The 16,661-nt window shown below is 61.6% G+C and carries 13 protein-coding genes; 4 read left to right on the top strand and 9 right to left on the bottom strand.

Translation table 11 applies throughout. The annotated features are described in order from the left end of the window. Positions 1-13: 13 nt before the first annotated feature. From L6D81_RS02750 to edd, 9 genes are all read right to left on the bottom strand, one after another. The gene (locus L6D81_RS02750) at positions 14-1,174 is read right to left on the bottom strand and encodes an ABC transporter ATP-binding protein (protein WP_236177813.1); all 1,161 of its coding nucleotides are present in this window, start codon (positions 1,172-1,174) and stop codon (positions 14-16) included. 2 nt (positions 1,175-1,176) lie between these two features. Beyond that, positions 1,177-2,022, bottom strand: a complete 846-nt coding sequence (locus L6D81_RS02745; protein WP_236177812.1) for a carbohydrate ABC transporter permease — start codon at positions 2,020-2,022, stop codon at positions 1,177-1,179. Continuing rightward, complete coding sequence (locus L6D81_RS02740; RefSeq protein WP_085697145.1) at positions 2,015-2,923, bottom strand: carbohydrate ABC transporter permease; 909 nt, start codon at positions 2,921-2,923, stop codon at positions 2,015-2,017. Before L6D81_RS02740 ends, L6D81_RS02745 begins: the two co-directional genes overlap by 8 nt. A gap of 93 nt (positions 2,924-3,016) precedes the next feature. Next, complete coding sequence (locus L6D81_RS02735) at positions 3,017-4,318, bottom strand: ABC transporter substrate-binding protein (RefSeq protein WP_236177811.1); 1,302 nt, start codon at positions 4,316-4,318, stop codon at positions 3,017-3,019. Between the two features lie 117 nt (positions 4,319-4,435). Continuing rightward, a complete protein-coding gene (locus L6D81_RS02730; protein WP_236177810.1) occupies positions 4,436-5,695 on the bottom strand; it encodes a D-mannose isomerase in 1,260 nt (419 codons plus the stop codon). A 99-nt stretch (positions 5,696-5,794) separates the two neighbouring features. After that, positions 5,795-7,222, bottom strand: coding sequence for an ATP-binding protein (locus tag L6D81_RS02725; protein WP_162803532.1), 1,428 nt, complete (start codon positions 7,220-7,222; stop codon positions 5,795-5,797). A gap of 31 nt (positions 7,223-7,253) precedes the next feature. Beyond that, entirely contained in the window at positions 7,254-7,985 is a 732-nt protein-coding gene (locus L6D81_RS02720) for a response regulator (protein WP_011335612.1), read from the bottom strand. 173 nt (positions 7,986-8,158) lie between these two features. After that, positions 8,159-9,112 carry a glucokinase gene (locus L6D81_RS02715; RefSeq protein ID WP_236177809.1) on the bottom strand — a complete coding sequence of 318 codons (954 nt, stop codon included), beginning with the start codon at positions 9,110-9,112 and terminating at the stop codon, positions 8,159-8,161. Continuing rightward, a complete protein-coding gene (gene edd, locus L6D81_RS02710) occupies positions 9,109-10,935 on the bottom strand; it encodes a phosphogluconate dehydratase (protein WP_236177808.1) in 1,827 nt (608 codons plus the stop codon). Before edd ends, L6D81_RS02715 begins: the two co-directional genes overlap by 4 nt. A 221-nt stretch (positions 10,936-11,156) precedes the next feature. Here edd and gap point away from each other — a divergent pair, with 221 nt between their 5' ends. The 4 genes from gap (at position 11,157) to L6D81_RS02690 (ending at position 16,606) form a co-directional block, all read left to right on the top strand. After that, positions 11,157-12,158 (top strand): type I glyceraldehyde-3-phosphate dehydrogenase, encoded by a 1,002-nt coding sequence (gene gap / locus L6D81_RS02705; protein ID WP_007951174.1) that lies wholly within the window; start codon positions 11,157-11,159, stop codon positions 12,156-12,158. Between the two features lie 131 nt (positions 12,159-12,289). Beyond that, positions 12,290-12,808: an RNA polymerase sigma factor gene (locus L6D81_RS02700; protein ID WP_236177807.1), complete on the top strand. Its 519-nt coding sequence runs from the start codon at positions 12,290-12,292 to the stop codon at positions 12,806-12,808. A gap of 124 nt (positions 12,809-12,932) precedes the next feature. Beyond that, on the top strand, positions 12,933-13,898 hold the full coding sequence (locus tag L6D81_RS02695; protein WP_236177806.1) for a FecR family protein: 966 nt from the start codon (positions 12,933-12,935) through the stop codon (positions 13,896-13,898). Between the two features lie 122 nt (positions 13,899-14,020). Then, positions 14,021-16,606: a TonB-dependent receptor gene (locus L6D81_RS02690; RefSeq protein WP_236177805.1), complete on the top strand. Its 2,586-nt coding sequence runs from the start codon at positions 14,021-14,023 to the stop codon at positions 16,604-16,606. Positions 16,607-16,661 lie beyond the last annotated feature (55 nt).

Genomic DNA, 16,661 nt, shown 5'->3' with positions numbered 1-16,661 from the left:
CCGCCTGTGTAGATCAGCGACCTTTGAACTGGGCCACGTTTGCGCTGTGCGACTCGGTTTTCGGCAGGCCCGCAACCCCCAGGCGCTCGCCGGACTTGGCGTCGAACAGCAGCACTTTCGACGGATCGAACTGCAGGGTCAGGGTTTCACCCACCTGCGGTGCCATGTCCGGCGCCAGGCGGCAGCAGACCTTGGTGTCGTTGAGGTTGACGAACACCAGGGTGTCCGGACCGGTCGGCTCGGTGACCTGCACTTCAGCCTTGATGCTCGGCAGGCCATTGCCCTCGCCGTTCGCCAGCGCAATCTGCTCCGGGCGCAGGCCGAGGATCACTTCGCGGTCTTCGAGACCGGCGTCCTGCATCGCCATCGGCAATTCGCAACGGGCCTGGCCGCTGTCGAGCAGCGCCACCAGACGGCCGTCCTTGCGTTGCAGGCGCAGGGGGATGAAGTTCATCGGCGGCGAACCGATGAAGCTCGCCACGAACAGGTTGGCCGGGTCGTTGTAGATCTCTTTCGGCGTACCGAACTGCTGGATGATCCCGTCCTTCATCACTGCCACCTTGTCGCCCAGAGTCATGGCTTCGATCTGGTCGTGGGTCACGTAGACCGTGGTGGTTTTCAGGCGCTGGTGCATCAGTTTCATTTCGGTGCGCATCTCGACGCGCAGCTTGGCATCGAGGTTGGACAGCGGCTCGTCGAACAGGTAGATCTTCGGTCGGCGCGCCAGGGCCCGGCCCATCGCCACGCGCTGTTGCTGACCACCGGAGAGCTGACCCGGCTTGCGATTGAGCAGGTGCTCGATCTGCAACAGCTTGGCCACGCGGGCGACTTCTTCATCGATCGCCGACTGGCTCATCTTGCGGATCTTCAAGCCGAACTCGATGTTCTCGCGCACGCTCATGGTCGGGTACAGCGCGTAGGACTGGAACACCATGGCGATGTCGCGATCCTTGGGGCTCATGCCGCTGACGTCCTGATCGCCGATCATGATCGCGCCGCCGGTGATGGTTTCCAGGCCGGCGATGCAGTTCATCAGGGTCGACTTGCCGCAGCCCGAAGGCCCGACGAGGATCAGGAACTCACCGTCCTTGATCGACAGTTCGATGTTCTTCAGGGTGTCCGGCAGGCCGGCACCGTAGGTCTTGTTTACATTGCGAAGTTCGAGCGTAGCCATGATTACCCCTTGACTGCGCCGGCCGTCAGCCCGCGCACGAAATACTTGCCTGCGACCACATAGACCAGCAGGGTCGGCAGCCCGGCGATCATCGCCGCCGCCATATCCACGTTGTATTCCTTGGCCCCGGTGCTGGTGTTGACCAGGTTGTTCAGCGCCACCGTGATCGGTTGCGAATCACCGCTGGAGAACACCACGCCGAACAGGAAGTCGTTCCAGATCTGGGTGAACTGCCAGATCAGGCAGACCATGATGATCGGGGTGGACATCGGCAGGATGATCTGGCGGAAGATCGTGAAGAAACCCGCGCCATCCAGACGCGCCGCCTTGATCAGCGCATCTGGAATGCTCACGTAGTAATTACGGAAAAACAGCGTGGTAAACGCCAGACCGTAGACCACGTGAATGAACACAAGGCCCGCGGTGGTGCTCGCCAGGCCCATCTTGCCGAGGGTGAACGACGCCGGCAGCAGCACGGTCTGGAACGGCAGGAAGCAGCCGAACAACAGCAGGCCGAAGAACAGCTGCGAACCACGGAAGCGCCAGAACGACAGCACGTAGCCGTTCAACGCACCGATGGCGGTGGAGATGATCACAGCCGGAACGGTGATCTTGATCGAGTTCCAGAAGTAGCCGTCAACGGTGGCCCAGGCTTTCACCCAGCCGATGCCGCTGACCACGGTCGGCCAGCTCAGCAGGTTGCCGGTGGAAATGTCTTCCGGAGTCTTGAAGCTGGTCAGCAGCATGACCACCAGCGGTACCAGATACAGCAGGACCGCGACGATCAGCACCGCGTAGATCGCGATGCGACTCAGGCTGATGGCAGGTTTCGAAGCGAGATTAGTCATGACGCTTGGTCCTCAGCTCGGAGTACAGGTAAGGCACGATGATCGCGAGGATCGCACCGAGCATCAGGATTGCACTGGCCGAGCCCATGCCCATCTGTCCACGGCTGAAGGTGAACGAGTACATGAACATCGCAGGCAAATCGGAGGAGTAACCCGGGCCGCCGGCCGTCATGGCCGCCACCAGGTCGAAGCTCTTGATCGCGATGTGCGCCAGGATCATCACCGCACTGAAGAACACCGGACGCAGGCTTGGCAGCACCACTTTCCAGTAGATGCGCGGCATGCTTGCGCCGTCGATCTGGGCGGCACGGATGATCGATTGATCGACGCCACGCAGACCGGCGAGGAACATTGCCATGATGAAGCCCGAAGCTTGCCAGACCGCCGCGATCACCAGGCAATACACCACGCGATCAGGGTCGATCAGCCAGTCGAGACGGAAGCCTTCCCAGCCCCAGTCCCGCAGCAATTTGTCCAGGCCCATGCCCGGGTTGAGCAGCCATTTCCACGCGGTACCGGTGACGATCATCGAGAGCGCCATCGGGTACAGGTAAATGGTGCGGATAAAGCCTTCGCGACGGATTTTCTGGTCGAGGAAAATCGCCAGGGTCACGCCGATTACGAGGGTGATGCCGATGAACATGCCGCCGAACACGGCCAGGTTTTTGCTCGCCACCCACCAGCGGTCGTTGTCGAACAACCGCGCGTATTGCGCCAGGCCTGCCCACTTGTAGTTCGGCAGGAAGGTCGACGTGGTGAACGACAGGACAAACGTCCAGAGGATATAGCCATAGAAGCCCACCAGAACGATGAACATGCTCGGTGCCAGCACCAGTTTCGGTAGCCAGCGCTGCAATGCGTCGAACGGCGAGGCCTTGCTGAACACAGCAACAGAACTCATGGGAAGATCCAGTAAAGAAGATGAAGGACCGCTGCAAGCTGCGGGCTTCAGGCCGATGCGCGACCCGAAGCTTGCAGCTGCTCTACGCTGGTGTTACTTGGCAGCCTTGATGGCCGTGCCGAGTTTCTTGGCAGCGTCGGCCGGGTCGGCTTTCGGGTCGTTGATGTAGTTGGTCACGACATCAAAGAACGCACCCTGCACGGCCAGCGTGGTGGCCATGTTGTGCGCCATGCTCGGTTGCAGGCCGCCGTTCTTGGCGTCTGCCAGGAAGTCCTTGGCAGCGGTCTGGGCACACGAGTCGAAACCGTACTTGCCCATGTCGGCGAGCATGTCGTTACGCACCGGGATCGAGCCCTTGTTGATGCTGAAGACTTTCTGGAAGTTTTCACCCAGCACGACTTTGGCGATGTCCTGCTGACCGGCCGCGGTGCCCGCGTCCTTCTGCTTGAACACGGCCAGGGAGTCGATGTTGTAGGTGAACGCCTTGTCGGTGCCCGGGAACGCTACGCACTCGTAGTCCTTGCCGGCGACTTTCTTGGCGGCGGTCCATTCGGACTTGGCCCAGTCACCCATGATCTGCATGCCGGCCTTGCCGTTGATGACCTTGGCCGCTTCCAGGTTCCAGTCCTGGCCTTTGCCGTCGACATCCATGTAGGTCGCGACTTTCTTCAGCTCGGTCAGGGCCTTGACCATTTCCGGGCCGGTCAGGGCGGCGTTGTCCAGATCGACCAGAGCTTTCTTGTAACCGTCAACGCCCATCACCGACAGCACGACCGCTTCGAACACGGTGCTGTCCTGCCAAGGCTGACCGCCGTGGGCCAGCGGGATGAAGCCAGCAGCCTTGAGCTTGTCGCCGGCGGCGTAGAATTCTTCAAGGGTGGTCGGGGCTTTTTCAATACCGGCTTTCTTGAAGACTTCCGGGTTGATCCACAGCCAGTTAACGCGGTGAATGTTCACCGGCACGGCCACGTAATCACCTTCGAACTTCACGGTGTCGGAGACTTTCTTGTCGAGCAGGCTGTCCCACTTTTCCGACTTGGCGACGTCTTTGAGCACGTCAGTGTCGAGCAGGCCGGTCGACGCCCATTCCTGGATGTCCGGGCCCTTGATCTGGGCAACGCCCGGTGGGTTGCCGGCTACCGCACGGCTTTTCAGCACGGTCATGGCCGTCGCACCGCCACCGCCGGCGACAGCGCCGTCTTTCCAGGTGAAACCGTCTTTTTCGACTTGTGCCTTGAGCACATCGACGGCGGCTTTTTCGCCACCGGACGTCCACCAATGCACGACTTCCACCGAACCTTTGGATTCGGCAGCGGAAACACTCAGGGGCAGCACAGCGAGCGGGAACAGGGAGGCGACAGAAATGACAGTAGCGAGGCGAGAAATCGCATTCATCTGAGATGTACCTTTCTTGTTGTTATGCATGCAAGTCTGGTGCTTGCGCTGCACACGAGTTTAAACAGAGCGTTTCCCCCGCAGGTAACGAAGGGACGCGCAAATGTCACCACATGGTTACACAGGAACGCTTCGGGACAGGTGTGCCAGAGCAGTGGCCATGCTCGGTGCCAGCGGCAGACGCGGGATCAGAACCGCCTGCCAGGCGTGGTACAGATCCGGTTTGCCCGCCCAGATATCGGCACTTGGACGGTTCTGCGGATTGAGTTCGTGATGCCAGCTGCCGTCGCAGCGGTCGATAAAATGGCTTTCACAAAATTCCCAGAACAGGCGATACCAGCTTTCGTACTGCGCATCGCCGGTGCGTTTGAGCAAGGCGCTGGCAGCAGCGCTGGCTTCGGCGTGGGTCCAGTGCAGGCGATGGCGCACCACGGCTTTGTTGTTCCAGTCGAGGGTGTAGACGATGCCCGGCGCACCGTCGACATCCCAGCCATGGCGGCAGTTTTGTTCGAACAGCTTTTGCGCGTCGGTGGCCAGCCAGCCGGGGGTGAGCATGCCGGCCTGGACCCGCGCCGCTTCGAGGTGCAGCAACAGCCGCGCCCACTCGAAACCGTGGCCCGGCGTGGTGCCGTAGGGACGGAAACCGTCGGCGGGATTGTCCTGGTTGTAGTCGCGCAGTGGCTGCCAGTCGCGGTCAAAATGCTCGATCACCAGGTAATCGTTGGCAGCGGCGTGACCGTGAATCACCCGCTCGACGATGCGTTGCGCACGCACCAGCCAGCGCGGGTCTTCGGTGACATCGGCCAGCGCAAGGAAGGCTTCGGTGGCGTGCATGTTGCTGTTGGCGCCGCGATAGGCTTCTTCTTCGCGCCAGTCGCGATTGAAGAATTCGCGCATGGCACCTTCTTCCTCGCTCCAGAAATACGTGTCGATGATGTCGATCGCGTCATCCAGCAACGCCTGGGCGCCCGGACGTTGCGCGACCACCGCGGAACTGGCCGCCAGCGCGACGAAAGCATGCAGGTAAGCGTTCTTGCCGGTGTTGCCGTCACGGTGTTCGGCGACGGCGAACCAGCCGCCGTGCAGCGCATCGCGCAACGGACCGCGCAACGCGGCAATGCCGTGATCGACCAGCTCGGCGAATCCCGGCAGACCCTGGATGTGGGCCATGGCGAAACTGTGGGTCATGCGCGCGGTGTTCATGGTTTCGGCTTGCGCGCCGGCTTGTAGCTGACCGCGCTCATCGAGATTACCGAAGCCTTCGGCCAGCCGTGAGGCCTTGGCGAACGCCAGCAGGCGCAGACCTTCGTCGGCGAGCCATTGCTGGTGGGCAGGGGCATTCAGCCAACTGCTGAAGCCCGGATTGAAGTGATCCATGGGTGGCCTTTTTTGTTGTTATGACTGCGGGCAGTCTAAACAACGGGCCGGGAGGGTCTTGTAACGAAGGGGACGGGTTTTGTCACAGACCGGTGACATTCAATCCGCCGATCGCGGTAACTGAAGGGTCACCCGCAACCCGCCTTCACGCAGGTTCTGCAACGTCACTTCACCGCCATGGCTATGGGCAATGTTGCGAGCAATGCCCAAACCGAGACCGTAACCCTGCTGCTGCCCCGCCAACCGGAAGTGCGGCTCGAACACCTGCTCCAACCGCTGCTCCGGTACGCCCGGCCCCTCGTCATCGACATGCAGCACAAACGCACTCTCGTCGTCATCGATGTGCAGGTGGGCGTTCTGGCCGTACTTCAACGCATTGTCGATCAGATTGCCGATGCAGCGCTTGAGCGCCAATGGCTTGCCCGGATACGCCGCCAGCGCCCGCCCCTGCTGGGTCACGCGACCATTGCCGTTGGGCGCCAGATACGGTTCAACCAGGCAGTCGAGCACATGGTTCAGATCCACCGGCTCGATGTTCTCGTGAATGTCGGTGTCCTTCACGCATTGCAGCGCGCCTTTGACCAGCAGCTCCAGCTCGTCCAGATCGCGGCCGAACTTGGTTTGCAGCTGTTCGTCTTCCAGCAATTCGACCCGCAGGCGCAGCCGGGTGATCGGCGTGCGCAGGTCATGGGAAATCGCGCTGAACAACTGACTGCGCTCGGTCAGGTAACGGCTGATGCGCTCGCGCATGGTGTTGAAGGCGCGGCCCACTTCGACCACTTCACTGCCGCCGCCCTCGGCCACCGGCTCGACGTCGGCGCCCAGCGACAAATCCCGCGCGGCTCGCGCCAGACGCTTGAGCGGCCGGCTCTGCCAGTGCACCAGCAGACCGATGAACAACAACAGAAAACCGCTGGTGAAGACGATGAACCACACTTGCTGGGTCGGCAGACCCTGTTCTTCAAGACTGGTGTAGGGCTCGGGCAGCAGCGAGGCGATGTACAGCCATTCTCCCGGCGCCAATTGAATCTGGGTCACCAGCACCGGTGGATTCACCGGTTCCAGGGTCAACGCGTAATGCGCCCACGAACGCGGCAACTCATCGAGTTTCAACCCGGCGTTGAAGATGCGCAGGTCATCGGGGCTGACGAAGGTCACCAGAATGTCGGTGTCCTGGCCCAGCGACTGACGCAGCACTTCATCCACCGCTTGCAGTACTGCCGCCTTGCGCGGTGTCACCGGCAGCACTTCCATGCCCAGCGGTTTGTCGTTCAGCGTCACCACAAAACGCGTGCCACCCATACTGCGCAATTGGTCGAGCACCAGCGGCCGATAGGCCACCGGCAGCGAGCGGAAGTAACTGACGCTGGCAGTCATCGAATGGGCAAGGCTGCGAGCGCTGGTAACCAGACCTTCAAGCTGGGTCGCGCGCAATTGGGACACCCAGATCACGCTGGACAGGGTCTGGGCGAACAACACCGCGAGCAGTGTCAGCAGCAGCATTCGCCCGAGCAGCGAACGCGGCATCGGCACTTTGCGCGCGGTGGTGCGCAGGAACTCAATGACCATTGCCGGCAACCACATTGGCTGCCAGTTGGTAGCCGCTGCCACGCACGGTGCGGATCAGGCGTGGCGGTTTTTCGGTGTCGCGCAGACGCTGGCGCAAGCGGCTGACGGCCATGTCGACGATGCGGTCGAGGGGCATCAGGTCGCGGCCACGGGTGGCGTTGCCAATGGTGTCGCGGTCGAGGATTTCCTGTGGGTGATCGAGGAACAGTTTGAGCAGGGCGAAATCAGCGCCGGACAGAATCACTTCCTCGCCGTCGGCGTGAAACAGCCGATGGCTGACCATGTCCAGCCGCCATTCATCGAACGCCAGCACTTCACTGCCGCCGCGCTCCTGGCCGAATTGGGCACGACGCAGCAGGGCCTTGATCCGGGCTTGCAGTTCACGGGGGCTGAAGGGTTTGCCGAGGTAATCGTCGGCGCCGAGCTCCAGGCCGATGACCCGGTCGGCTTCGTCGGAACTGGCGGTGAGCATGATGATCGGCACCTGGGCCTGACGCGGATGCTGGCGCACCCAGCGACACAGACTGAAGCCGTCTTCATCCGGCAGCATCACATCGAGGATCACCAGATCGCTCGGCGCTTCGTTCAGCGCCTGACGGAAACCGGCACCATCCGCCGTGGCCCGTACCTGAAAACCCGCGCGGGTCAGGTAGGTTTCCAGCAACTCGCGTATCTCCTGGTCATCATCGACCAACAAAATCGACTTGTTGACTGAGCTCACTTCGAAGGCATCCTTGTTGTTGGAATTGGGCGGATTATGCCTGATGTGTAGACCGATCGTTCCCACGCTCTGCGTGGGAATGTATCAAGGGACGCTCCGCGTCCAGTGACGCGGAGCGTCACGGGCTGCATTCCCACGCAGACGCGTTCGACGCCTCGACGTGGGAACGATCTTCAGCCTTCCTGTTCGAGCGCCACGCCTGCACCGACGAGACCCGAGTACGGCGCCGTCACCAGCCACACCGGAATCCCCTTGAAGTAATCGCTCATGCAGCCCTTGTCGGCAAAGCTGCGGGCGAAACCGCTTTCGAGGAAGAAATCGGCAAAACGCGGAATCACGCCGCCGACGATGTACACCCCGCCACGGCCGCCAGTGGTCAGCACGTTGTTGCCGGCCACCCGACCGAGCCAGCAGCAGAACTGCTCCAGCACTTCCAGGGCGATCGGGTCGCCTGCAAGCCCTGCGGCCGTGATCGCTTCCGGTGTGTCGAGTTTGGGTTCGTGACCATCCACCGCGCAGATCGCCCGATAGACCCGAGGCAAACCGCCGCCGCTCAAGGCGGTTTCCGCGCTGACGTGGCCGATTTCATTGTAGATGTGCTGCCAGAGCTGGGTTTCACGCGGACTGCTTAACGGCAGATCGACGTGACCGCCCTCTCCCGGCAACGCGGCAAACCGCCCCTCACCCAGATCAAGCAACGTGCCGACGCCCAGACCCGTGCCCGGGCCGATCACCACCGCCGGGCGCAATGGCTCCGGCGTACCTTCGCAAACCACGCGGAATTCGCCGGGCTGCAAACGGGTCATGCCCAGCGCCATCGCCGAAAAGTCGTTGACCAGCAACAGCTGATCGACCTGCAAGGTCTGGCAGAACGCCTTGCGGCTCAGGCGCCAGTGGTTGTTGGTGAACTTGAATTCATCGCCGCTCACCGGCCCCGCCACCGACAGGCACACCGAGCCGATGGCGCCCGGCGCCAGACCGAGCCCGCTCAGGTAGAGGCTGATCGCCTCTTCCGGGCTGGCATGGTCGGCCGTGGCCAGCACCTGAACCGATTCGAGCTGCTGATCTTTCCACAACGCGAACCGCGCGTTGGTGCCTCCGATGTCACCGACCAAAGCCAGTTTCAATTAAGCGTCTCCAGGGCAGAAGTGAAGGCGCTGGCGCCCTGCTCCGCCGAGCTGAAGGCCAAACGCATGAAGCCAAACAGTTCGCGGCCGCTGCCGATGTTGTTGCCCAACAGGCCTTTGGCGGGTTCGCGCGCTGCGAATTCGGCGGCGTCCACCTTGATTTCCAAAGTGCCTTTGACGCCATCGACGCGGATGATATCGCCCTCTTGCACGCGCGCCAAAGCGCCGCCTACATAAGCCTCGGGGCTGACGTGAATGGCCGCCGGGATTTTCCCCGACGCACCGGACATGCGCCCGTCCGTCACCAGTGCGACCTTGAAGCCGCGATCCTGCAGCACGCCGAGGAACGGCGTCATCTTGTGCAGCTCCGGCATGCCGTTGGAACGCGGGCCCTGGAAGCGCATCACCGCGACAAAATCCTTCTCCAGCAGACCGGCCTTGAAGGCGTCGGCCAGATCCTGCTGATCCTGGAACACCATGGCCGGCGCTTCGACGATCTGGTTTTCCAGCGCCACGGCAGACACCTTCATCACGCCACGACCGAGGTTGCCTTCCATCACCCGCAAACCGCCCTCTGCCGAGAACGCACGGGCCACCGGACGCAGGATGTTTTCGTCGAGACTTTCAGTCGGGCCTTCGCGCCACACCAGTTTGCCGTTATCGAGGAACGGCTCCTTGGTGTACTGGCTCAGGCCATGGCCGAGCACGGTGTTGACATCTTCGTGCAACAGGCCTGCTTCGAGCAGTTCGCGGATCAGAAACGACATGCCGCCCGCCGCCTGGAAGTGGTTGATGTCGGCCTTGCCGTTCGGGTAGACGTGGCTCAGGGTCGGCACGACTTCGGAGAGGTCGGCCATGTCCTGCCAGGTCAGTTGAATGCCCGCCGCCATGGCGATGGCCGGCATGTGCAGGGTGTGGTTGGTCGAGCCGCCGGTGGCGTGCAGCGCGACGATCGAGTTGACCAGCGCCTTCTCGTCGACGATTTCGCCGATCGGCAGGAAGTTGCCGTTCTGTTTGGTCAGGCGCGTGACCTGGTGCGCGGCTTCGCGAGTCAAGGCCTCACGCAGCGGCGTGTTCGGGTTGACGAACGAGGCGCCCGGCAGGTGCAGGCCCATGACTTCCATCAGCAACTGGTTGGTGTTGGCGGTGCCGTAGAAAGTGCAGGTGCCGGGGCTGTGGTAGGACTTCATTTCCGATTCCAGCAGCTCTTCGCGGGTCGCCTTGCCTTCGGCGTACTTCTGCCGCACGTCGGCTTTTTCCTTGTTGGAAATCCCCGAGACCATCGGCCCGCCCGGTACGAAAATCGTCGGCAGGTGACCAAAACGCAGGGAACCCATCATCAGGCCCGGCACGATCTTGTCGCAGATGCCGAGCATCAGCGCGCCGTCGAACATGTTGTGCGACAGCGCCACCGCCGTCGACATCGCGATCACTTCGCGGCTCGGCAGGCTCAGTTCCATGCCCGGCTCGCCCTGGGTCACCCCATCACACATGGCAGGCGTACCGCCGGCGAACTGACCGACCGAGCCGATTTCGCGCAGGGCGTTCTTGATTTGTTCCGGGAAGACTTCGTACGGCTGGTGCGCCGAGAGCATGTCGTTATATGACGAAACAATTGCAATGTTCGCCGAGTTCATCATCCGCAGGCTGTGCTTGTCTTCGCTGCCACACCCGGCCACGCCGTGGGCGAAGTTGGCGCACTGCAACTTGCCGCGCATCGGCCCGTCGGTGGCGGCACCGCGAATCAGTGCAAGGTAAGCCTGACGCGTGGCGCGGCTGCGGGCGATAAGCCGTTCGGTGACCTCAAGAACGCGGGGATGCATGTGTAGAACTCCAGGCTAACGGATGTGGCGACCTGATTGTCTATGCTGATCAAAGAGCCCGCACGCGTGGGATGACGGGCGGTTTTCTTGATCATTCGGACCAGTTGATTCAGGTCACTCGTTGTAGATAAAACAAAATATTGCCACTAAAAAGGCTTGTTTTCTATTTTTATGCGAATAATCTTGTAATTCCAACAACAAAACGACGGCGGCGCTGTTCAATGACTCTTCGAATCGCAATCAATGGTTTTGGCCGCATCGGCCGTAATGTCCTGCGCGCACTGTATACCCAAGGCTATCGTCAGGATCTGCAGATCGTCGCCATCAACGATCTGGGCGACAGCGCGATCAATGCGCATCTGCTCAAGTACGACACCGTTCATGGCACTTTCGACGCCGAAGTTGCCCATGACAACGAGAGCCTGACCGTCAACGGCGACCGGATTTCGGTCAGCGCCATCCGCAACCCGGCCGACCTGCCCTGGGCTGCGGAAAAGATTGATGTGGTGTTCGAATGCACCGGTCTGTTCACCGACCGCGCCAAAGCCGCCGCGCATATTACCGCCGGCGCACGCAAAGTGATTATCTCGGCCCCGGCCAAAGGCGCCGATGCCACCGTCGTTTATGGTGTGAACCACGACATCCTGCGCCAGTCGCACCAGATCATCTCCAACGCCTCGTGCACCACCAACTGCCTGGCCCCGGTGGCTCAGGTGCTGCACCGCGAACTGGGCATCGAAAGCGGTCTGATGACCACCATCCACGCCTACACCAACGACCAGAACCTGACCGACGTCTATCACACCGACCCGTACCGCGCCCGCTCCGCCACCCAGAACATGATCCCGAGCAAGACCGGCGCCGCCGAAGCCGTGGGCCTGGTGTTGCCGGAGCTGGCCGGCAAGCTGACCGGCATGGCTGTGCGCGTACCGGTGATCAATGTGTCGCTGGTTGACCTGACCGTGCAGTTGAAGCGCGAAGCGTCTGCCGATGAAGTCAATGCACTGATGAAAGCTGCGAGCCAGCATTCGAAGATTCTCGGCTACAACACCCTGCCGCTGGTTTCGAGCGACTTCAACCACAACCCGCTGTCGTCGATCTTCGACGCCAACCACACCAAATCCAGCGGCAAACTGCTGAAAGTGCTGGCCTGGTACGACAACGAATGGGGCTTCTCCAACCGCATGCTCGATAACTGCCTGGCGCTGTGCAACGCCGAATAAACGCCTAATCCCTGTGGAAGCGAGCTTGCTCCCACAAGGTCGGTTGCCTGTCAAAGTAATCAAAATCAAGGCTTGACCACTCGAGCGGATGATAAGCATTATCATCCGCTCGAAATGGATCAGGTCTCTCCGTGAGTCAATCACACTTCAATCACGTGTTCCTCGCCCAGCGCACGTCACTGCTGCGAACCCTGGAACGGATGGTCAACAACCACAGCACCGCCGAAGACCTGTTGCAGGAAACCTACCTGCGCGTCACCCGGGCGCTGAGCGAACGGGCCATCGATCACCTTGAACCCTTTGTCTTCCAGACCGCGCGCAATCTGGCGCTGGACCATTTGCGTGCGCGCAAGATCCATTCGCGGACCATGGTCGACGATGTGCCGCAAGACGTGGTGCACAGCGTCGCCGCCCCCGCCAGCAGCGCCGAAGACGCCGCCCACGCCGAGCAATTGCTGGAGCGCCTGAACGTGAGCCTCGCTGAACTCAGCCCCCGCCAGCAGCAGATTTTCATCCTCAGTCGCCTGCACGGGCACAGCTATCAGCAGATCGCCGAAGCATTGAGCGTCTCCCCCAGCACGGTGCAGAAAGAACTCAAACTGATCATGACCATCTGCCTCAGTGTCGCCGAACGTTTGAATGGCAACTGATGCTGTAGGTCCTTTCTGTAAACCTCAGGAGCGACTGCACTGATCATCGGGCTTTGTTACCCTTGCCCGACTTTTACGCTTCACTAAAAAAACAGCCGTGCACAGACACTGCCGAGGAAACACCGTGACGGACACCCACCGCTCCCCTTCGCCTTCATCGGCGCAGGACGCCGCCAGCGCAATGGACCAGGCTCTGGACTGGCTCATTGTGCTCGGCAGTCCGGACGAGGAGCAGACCCGGCAATTCCATGCCTGGCTGGCGGCCGATCCGTTGAATGCCGAGGCGTTCGCCAAGGCCCAGGCGATCTGGGATGGCCCGCAGATCGCCGAATGCGCGCAGAACCTCGCGGCCAAACCGAAGAAAGTCACCGTCCTCACGCGTCTGCGCCCGCACTGGAAACCGCTGGCCACCGCCGCCGTGCTGCTGCTCGGGATGTTCAGTTTCAGCAACCTGCCGATGCGTTTGCAGGCCGATCACCTGACCGTGGTCGGCGAGCGTCAGCGCCTGCAGCTCGAGGACGGCTCGAAAGTCTTGCTCAACACCAATTCCGCCTTCTCCAGCACGATCAACGATCAGCAACGGGTCGCGCGGCTGTATCAGGGCGAAGCGTTTTTCGAGATCCCGGCCAGCCGCAGCCAGCCACTGGAAATCGACGCCGGCCCAGTGAAAGCCAGCGTGCGCGACACCGCGTTTGCCGTGCGCTATCTCGACGGTGTGGCGCAGGTGCGGGTGCAGCGCGGCGATGTCGACTTGCGGGCGACCCGTGATGATGCGCGGGTGCGGCTGTCCGCCGGGGAAAGCATCCGCATCGGTCCGAACGGTTTCGACCACCCGGCCAAGGTCGACGCCGCCACCGATCTGGCCTGGGTGCAAGGTCGGCTGATCTTCGAGAACTGCCCGCTGAATCAGGTGCTGGCCGAACTGCGCCGCTACTATCCGGGCTTTATCATCAACACCAACGAACAGTTGGCTGACGTTGCCGTCACCGGCAACTACCGTCTCGACCAGCCGCTGGACGTGGTGCGTTCGCTTGCTCACATCACCTCGGCCAGGCTTCGGGAATTCCCGGCGTTGGTGATATTGAACTAAATGAGAATTATTTTTACTCGATAGCCAATGCTCGTTCGTCTCGTTATAGCCAATGCAATTGATTCGCATCTCGCGAGATCAATCAGCACCTATAAAGATTCGTGCGACACGGAGCGCTATCGATGTCCTCTCGCCTTACCCGCCAGACTTCTTCCCCTTCCCGCGTGCTGTCGCTGCTGACCGCTGCCATCCTGATGGCCGGCACCGCGCCGCTGATGGCCGCCACCGAACAGCCGACGCGCAACATGGGCGACTACGCGTTCGCCATTGCCCAGCAACCGCTGGTGTCGGCGCTCAACGCGTTCACCGCTGTCACGGGCTGGCAGGTCGGCTTGCCGGCGGAGTTGGGTCAGGACGTGTCGTCACCGGGTGTGCGCGGTTCGCTGCCACCGGAAAAAGCCCTGGAGCGCCTGTTGGTGGGGACCAACCTGAGCTTCCGCAAACTGAGCAACAACAACGTCGTGCTGGAAAAACGCGCCAGCAACGGCGCACTCAACCTCGATCAGGTGACCATCAGCGCCACCCGTCAGGAACAGTCGATCAACAGCGTGCCGGCCACCGTCACCGTGCAGACCCGTCAGGATCTGGACCGCAACAACGTCAACACCATCAAGGATCTGGTGCGCTACGAGCCGGGCGTATCCGTGGGCGGCGCCGGCCAGCGCGGCGGGATCAGCGGCTACAACATCCGCGGCATCGACGGCGACCGGATTCTGACCCAGGTCGACGGGGTCGAAGTCCCGGACGGTTTCTTCAACGGCCCGTACGCCAAGACCCAACGCAACTACGTCGACCCGGAAATCATCAAGCGCGTCGAAATCCTCCGTGGCCCGGCCTCGGTGCTGTACGGCAGCAATGCCATCGGCGGCGCCGTCAGCTACTACACCCTCGACCCGGACGACATCATCAAGCCTGGCAAAGACGTCGGTGCCCGCCTGAAGACCGGCTACAGCTCCGCCGACGAAAGCTGGCTGAAATCCGCCACCGTCGCCGGCCGCACCGACCAGTTCGACGGTTTGCTGCACTACAGCCAGCGTGACGGCCATGAAACCGATTCCTACGGCAACAACAACGGCACCGGCCTTGAGCGCACCGCCGCCAACCCGGAAGACGTCAAAGCCACCAACGTGCTGGCCAAGATCGGCTGGAACTACAACGAAGGTTCGCGCCTGGGCCTGACCTACGAAAAGTACAAGGATGATCGCGACACCGATCAGAAAAGCGCTTACGGCGGCCCGTACTTCAACGGTGCCCCGACAATCCCGGACAGCGTGCTGCCCGGCGGCATGTACCAGTGGCGCACCGGCAACGACACCATCACCCGCGAGCGTTTCGGCCTGGAGCACAGCTTCGAGCTCAACAGCCTGCTGGCGGACAACGTGAAATGGAACCTCAACCACCAGACTGCCAAGACCGATCAGAGCACCGACGAGTTCTACTACCCGATCACCCGTAAAGTGCTGCGCACCCGCGACACGATCTACGAAGAAAAACAGTGGGTCTTCGACGCGCAACTGGACAAGGCCTTCAGCCTCGGCGCCACCGATCACGTGCTGACTTACGGCACCACCCTCAAGCAGCAGAAAGTCACCGGCTCGCGCAGCGGCGACGGCAAGTGCCTGGCGGTCGGTCGTGGCTGCACCGCCATCGGCGCCACCAGTGCAGCAGATGTGCTGAAGAAGTCCAGCGACTTCCCGGACCCGACCCTCAACACCTACAGCCTGTTCGCCCAGGATCAGATCAGCTGGAACGACTGGACCTTCCTGCCGGGCCTGCGCTACGACTACACCCGGCTCAAGCCGCACATCACCCAGGAATTTCTCAACACCGTGGCCGCCGACGGCAATGGCACGGTCAGCGACGAGAACAAGACCTGGCATAAAGTCTCGCCGAAATTCGGCCTGACCTATGCCCTGACCGAAAACTACACCTGGTACGGTCAGTACGCCGAAGGCTTCCGCACCCCGACCGCGAAAGCGCTGTATGGCCGCTTCGAGAACAGCACCACCGGCTACAACGTGGCGCCGAACCCGGACCTGGAACCGGAAAAAAGCAAAAGCTATGAAACCGGCCTGCGCGGCAACTTCGAGCAAGGCTCGTTCGACGTGGCGGTGTTCTATAACAAGTACCGCGACTTCATCAACGAAGACGCCGTCACCCCGGGCTACGACGAGCTGACCTTCCAGTCGAGCAACATCAAGCACGCGACCATCAAGGGCGCCGAAGTCAAAGGTCGCCTGAACCTCGATTCGTTCGGCGCGCCGCAAGGCCTGTACACACAAGGCTCGATTGCCTACGCCTACGGTCGCAACAACGACAACGGCGAGCCGCTCAACAGCGTCAATCCGCTGACCGGCGTGTTCGGTCTGGGTTACGACCAGGACAACTATGGCGGCCTGCTGAGCTGGACCGTGGTCAAGAAAAAGGACCGCGTCGACGACAGCAACTTCAAGTCGCCGGACGGTGTGAGCAGTCAGTTCAAGACCCCGGGCTTCGGCATTCTTGATCTGACCGGGTACTACAAAGTCACCGACGACGTCACCGTCAGCGGCGGCCTCTACAACCTGACCGACAAGAAGTACTGGCTGTGGGATGACGTGCGCGGTTACGACAGCGTCGGCGAAGCCTCGGTGACGCAACCGGCCAACCTTGATCGCCTGACCCAGCCGGGCCGCAACTTCGCGATCAACCTGGTCTGGGATATCTGATCCGGATGACCTCACGGCGCCTGTACATGGCCGCGCCGTGAGGTTTTTTTACTGT

This window comes from Pseudomonas sputi, from assembly GCF_021603585.1.
Lineage (GTDB): Bacteria > Pseudomonadota > Gammaproteobacteria > Pseudomonadales > Pseudomonadaceae > Aquipseudomonas > Aquipseudomonas sputi.
Note: the sequence above shows the minus strand (reverse complement) of the source record. Positions and strands in the feature narration are given on the sequence as shown.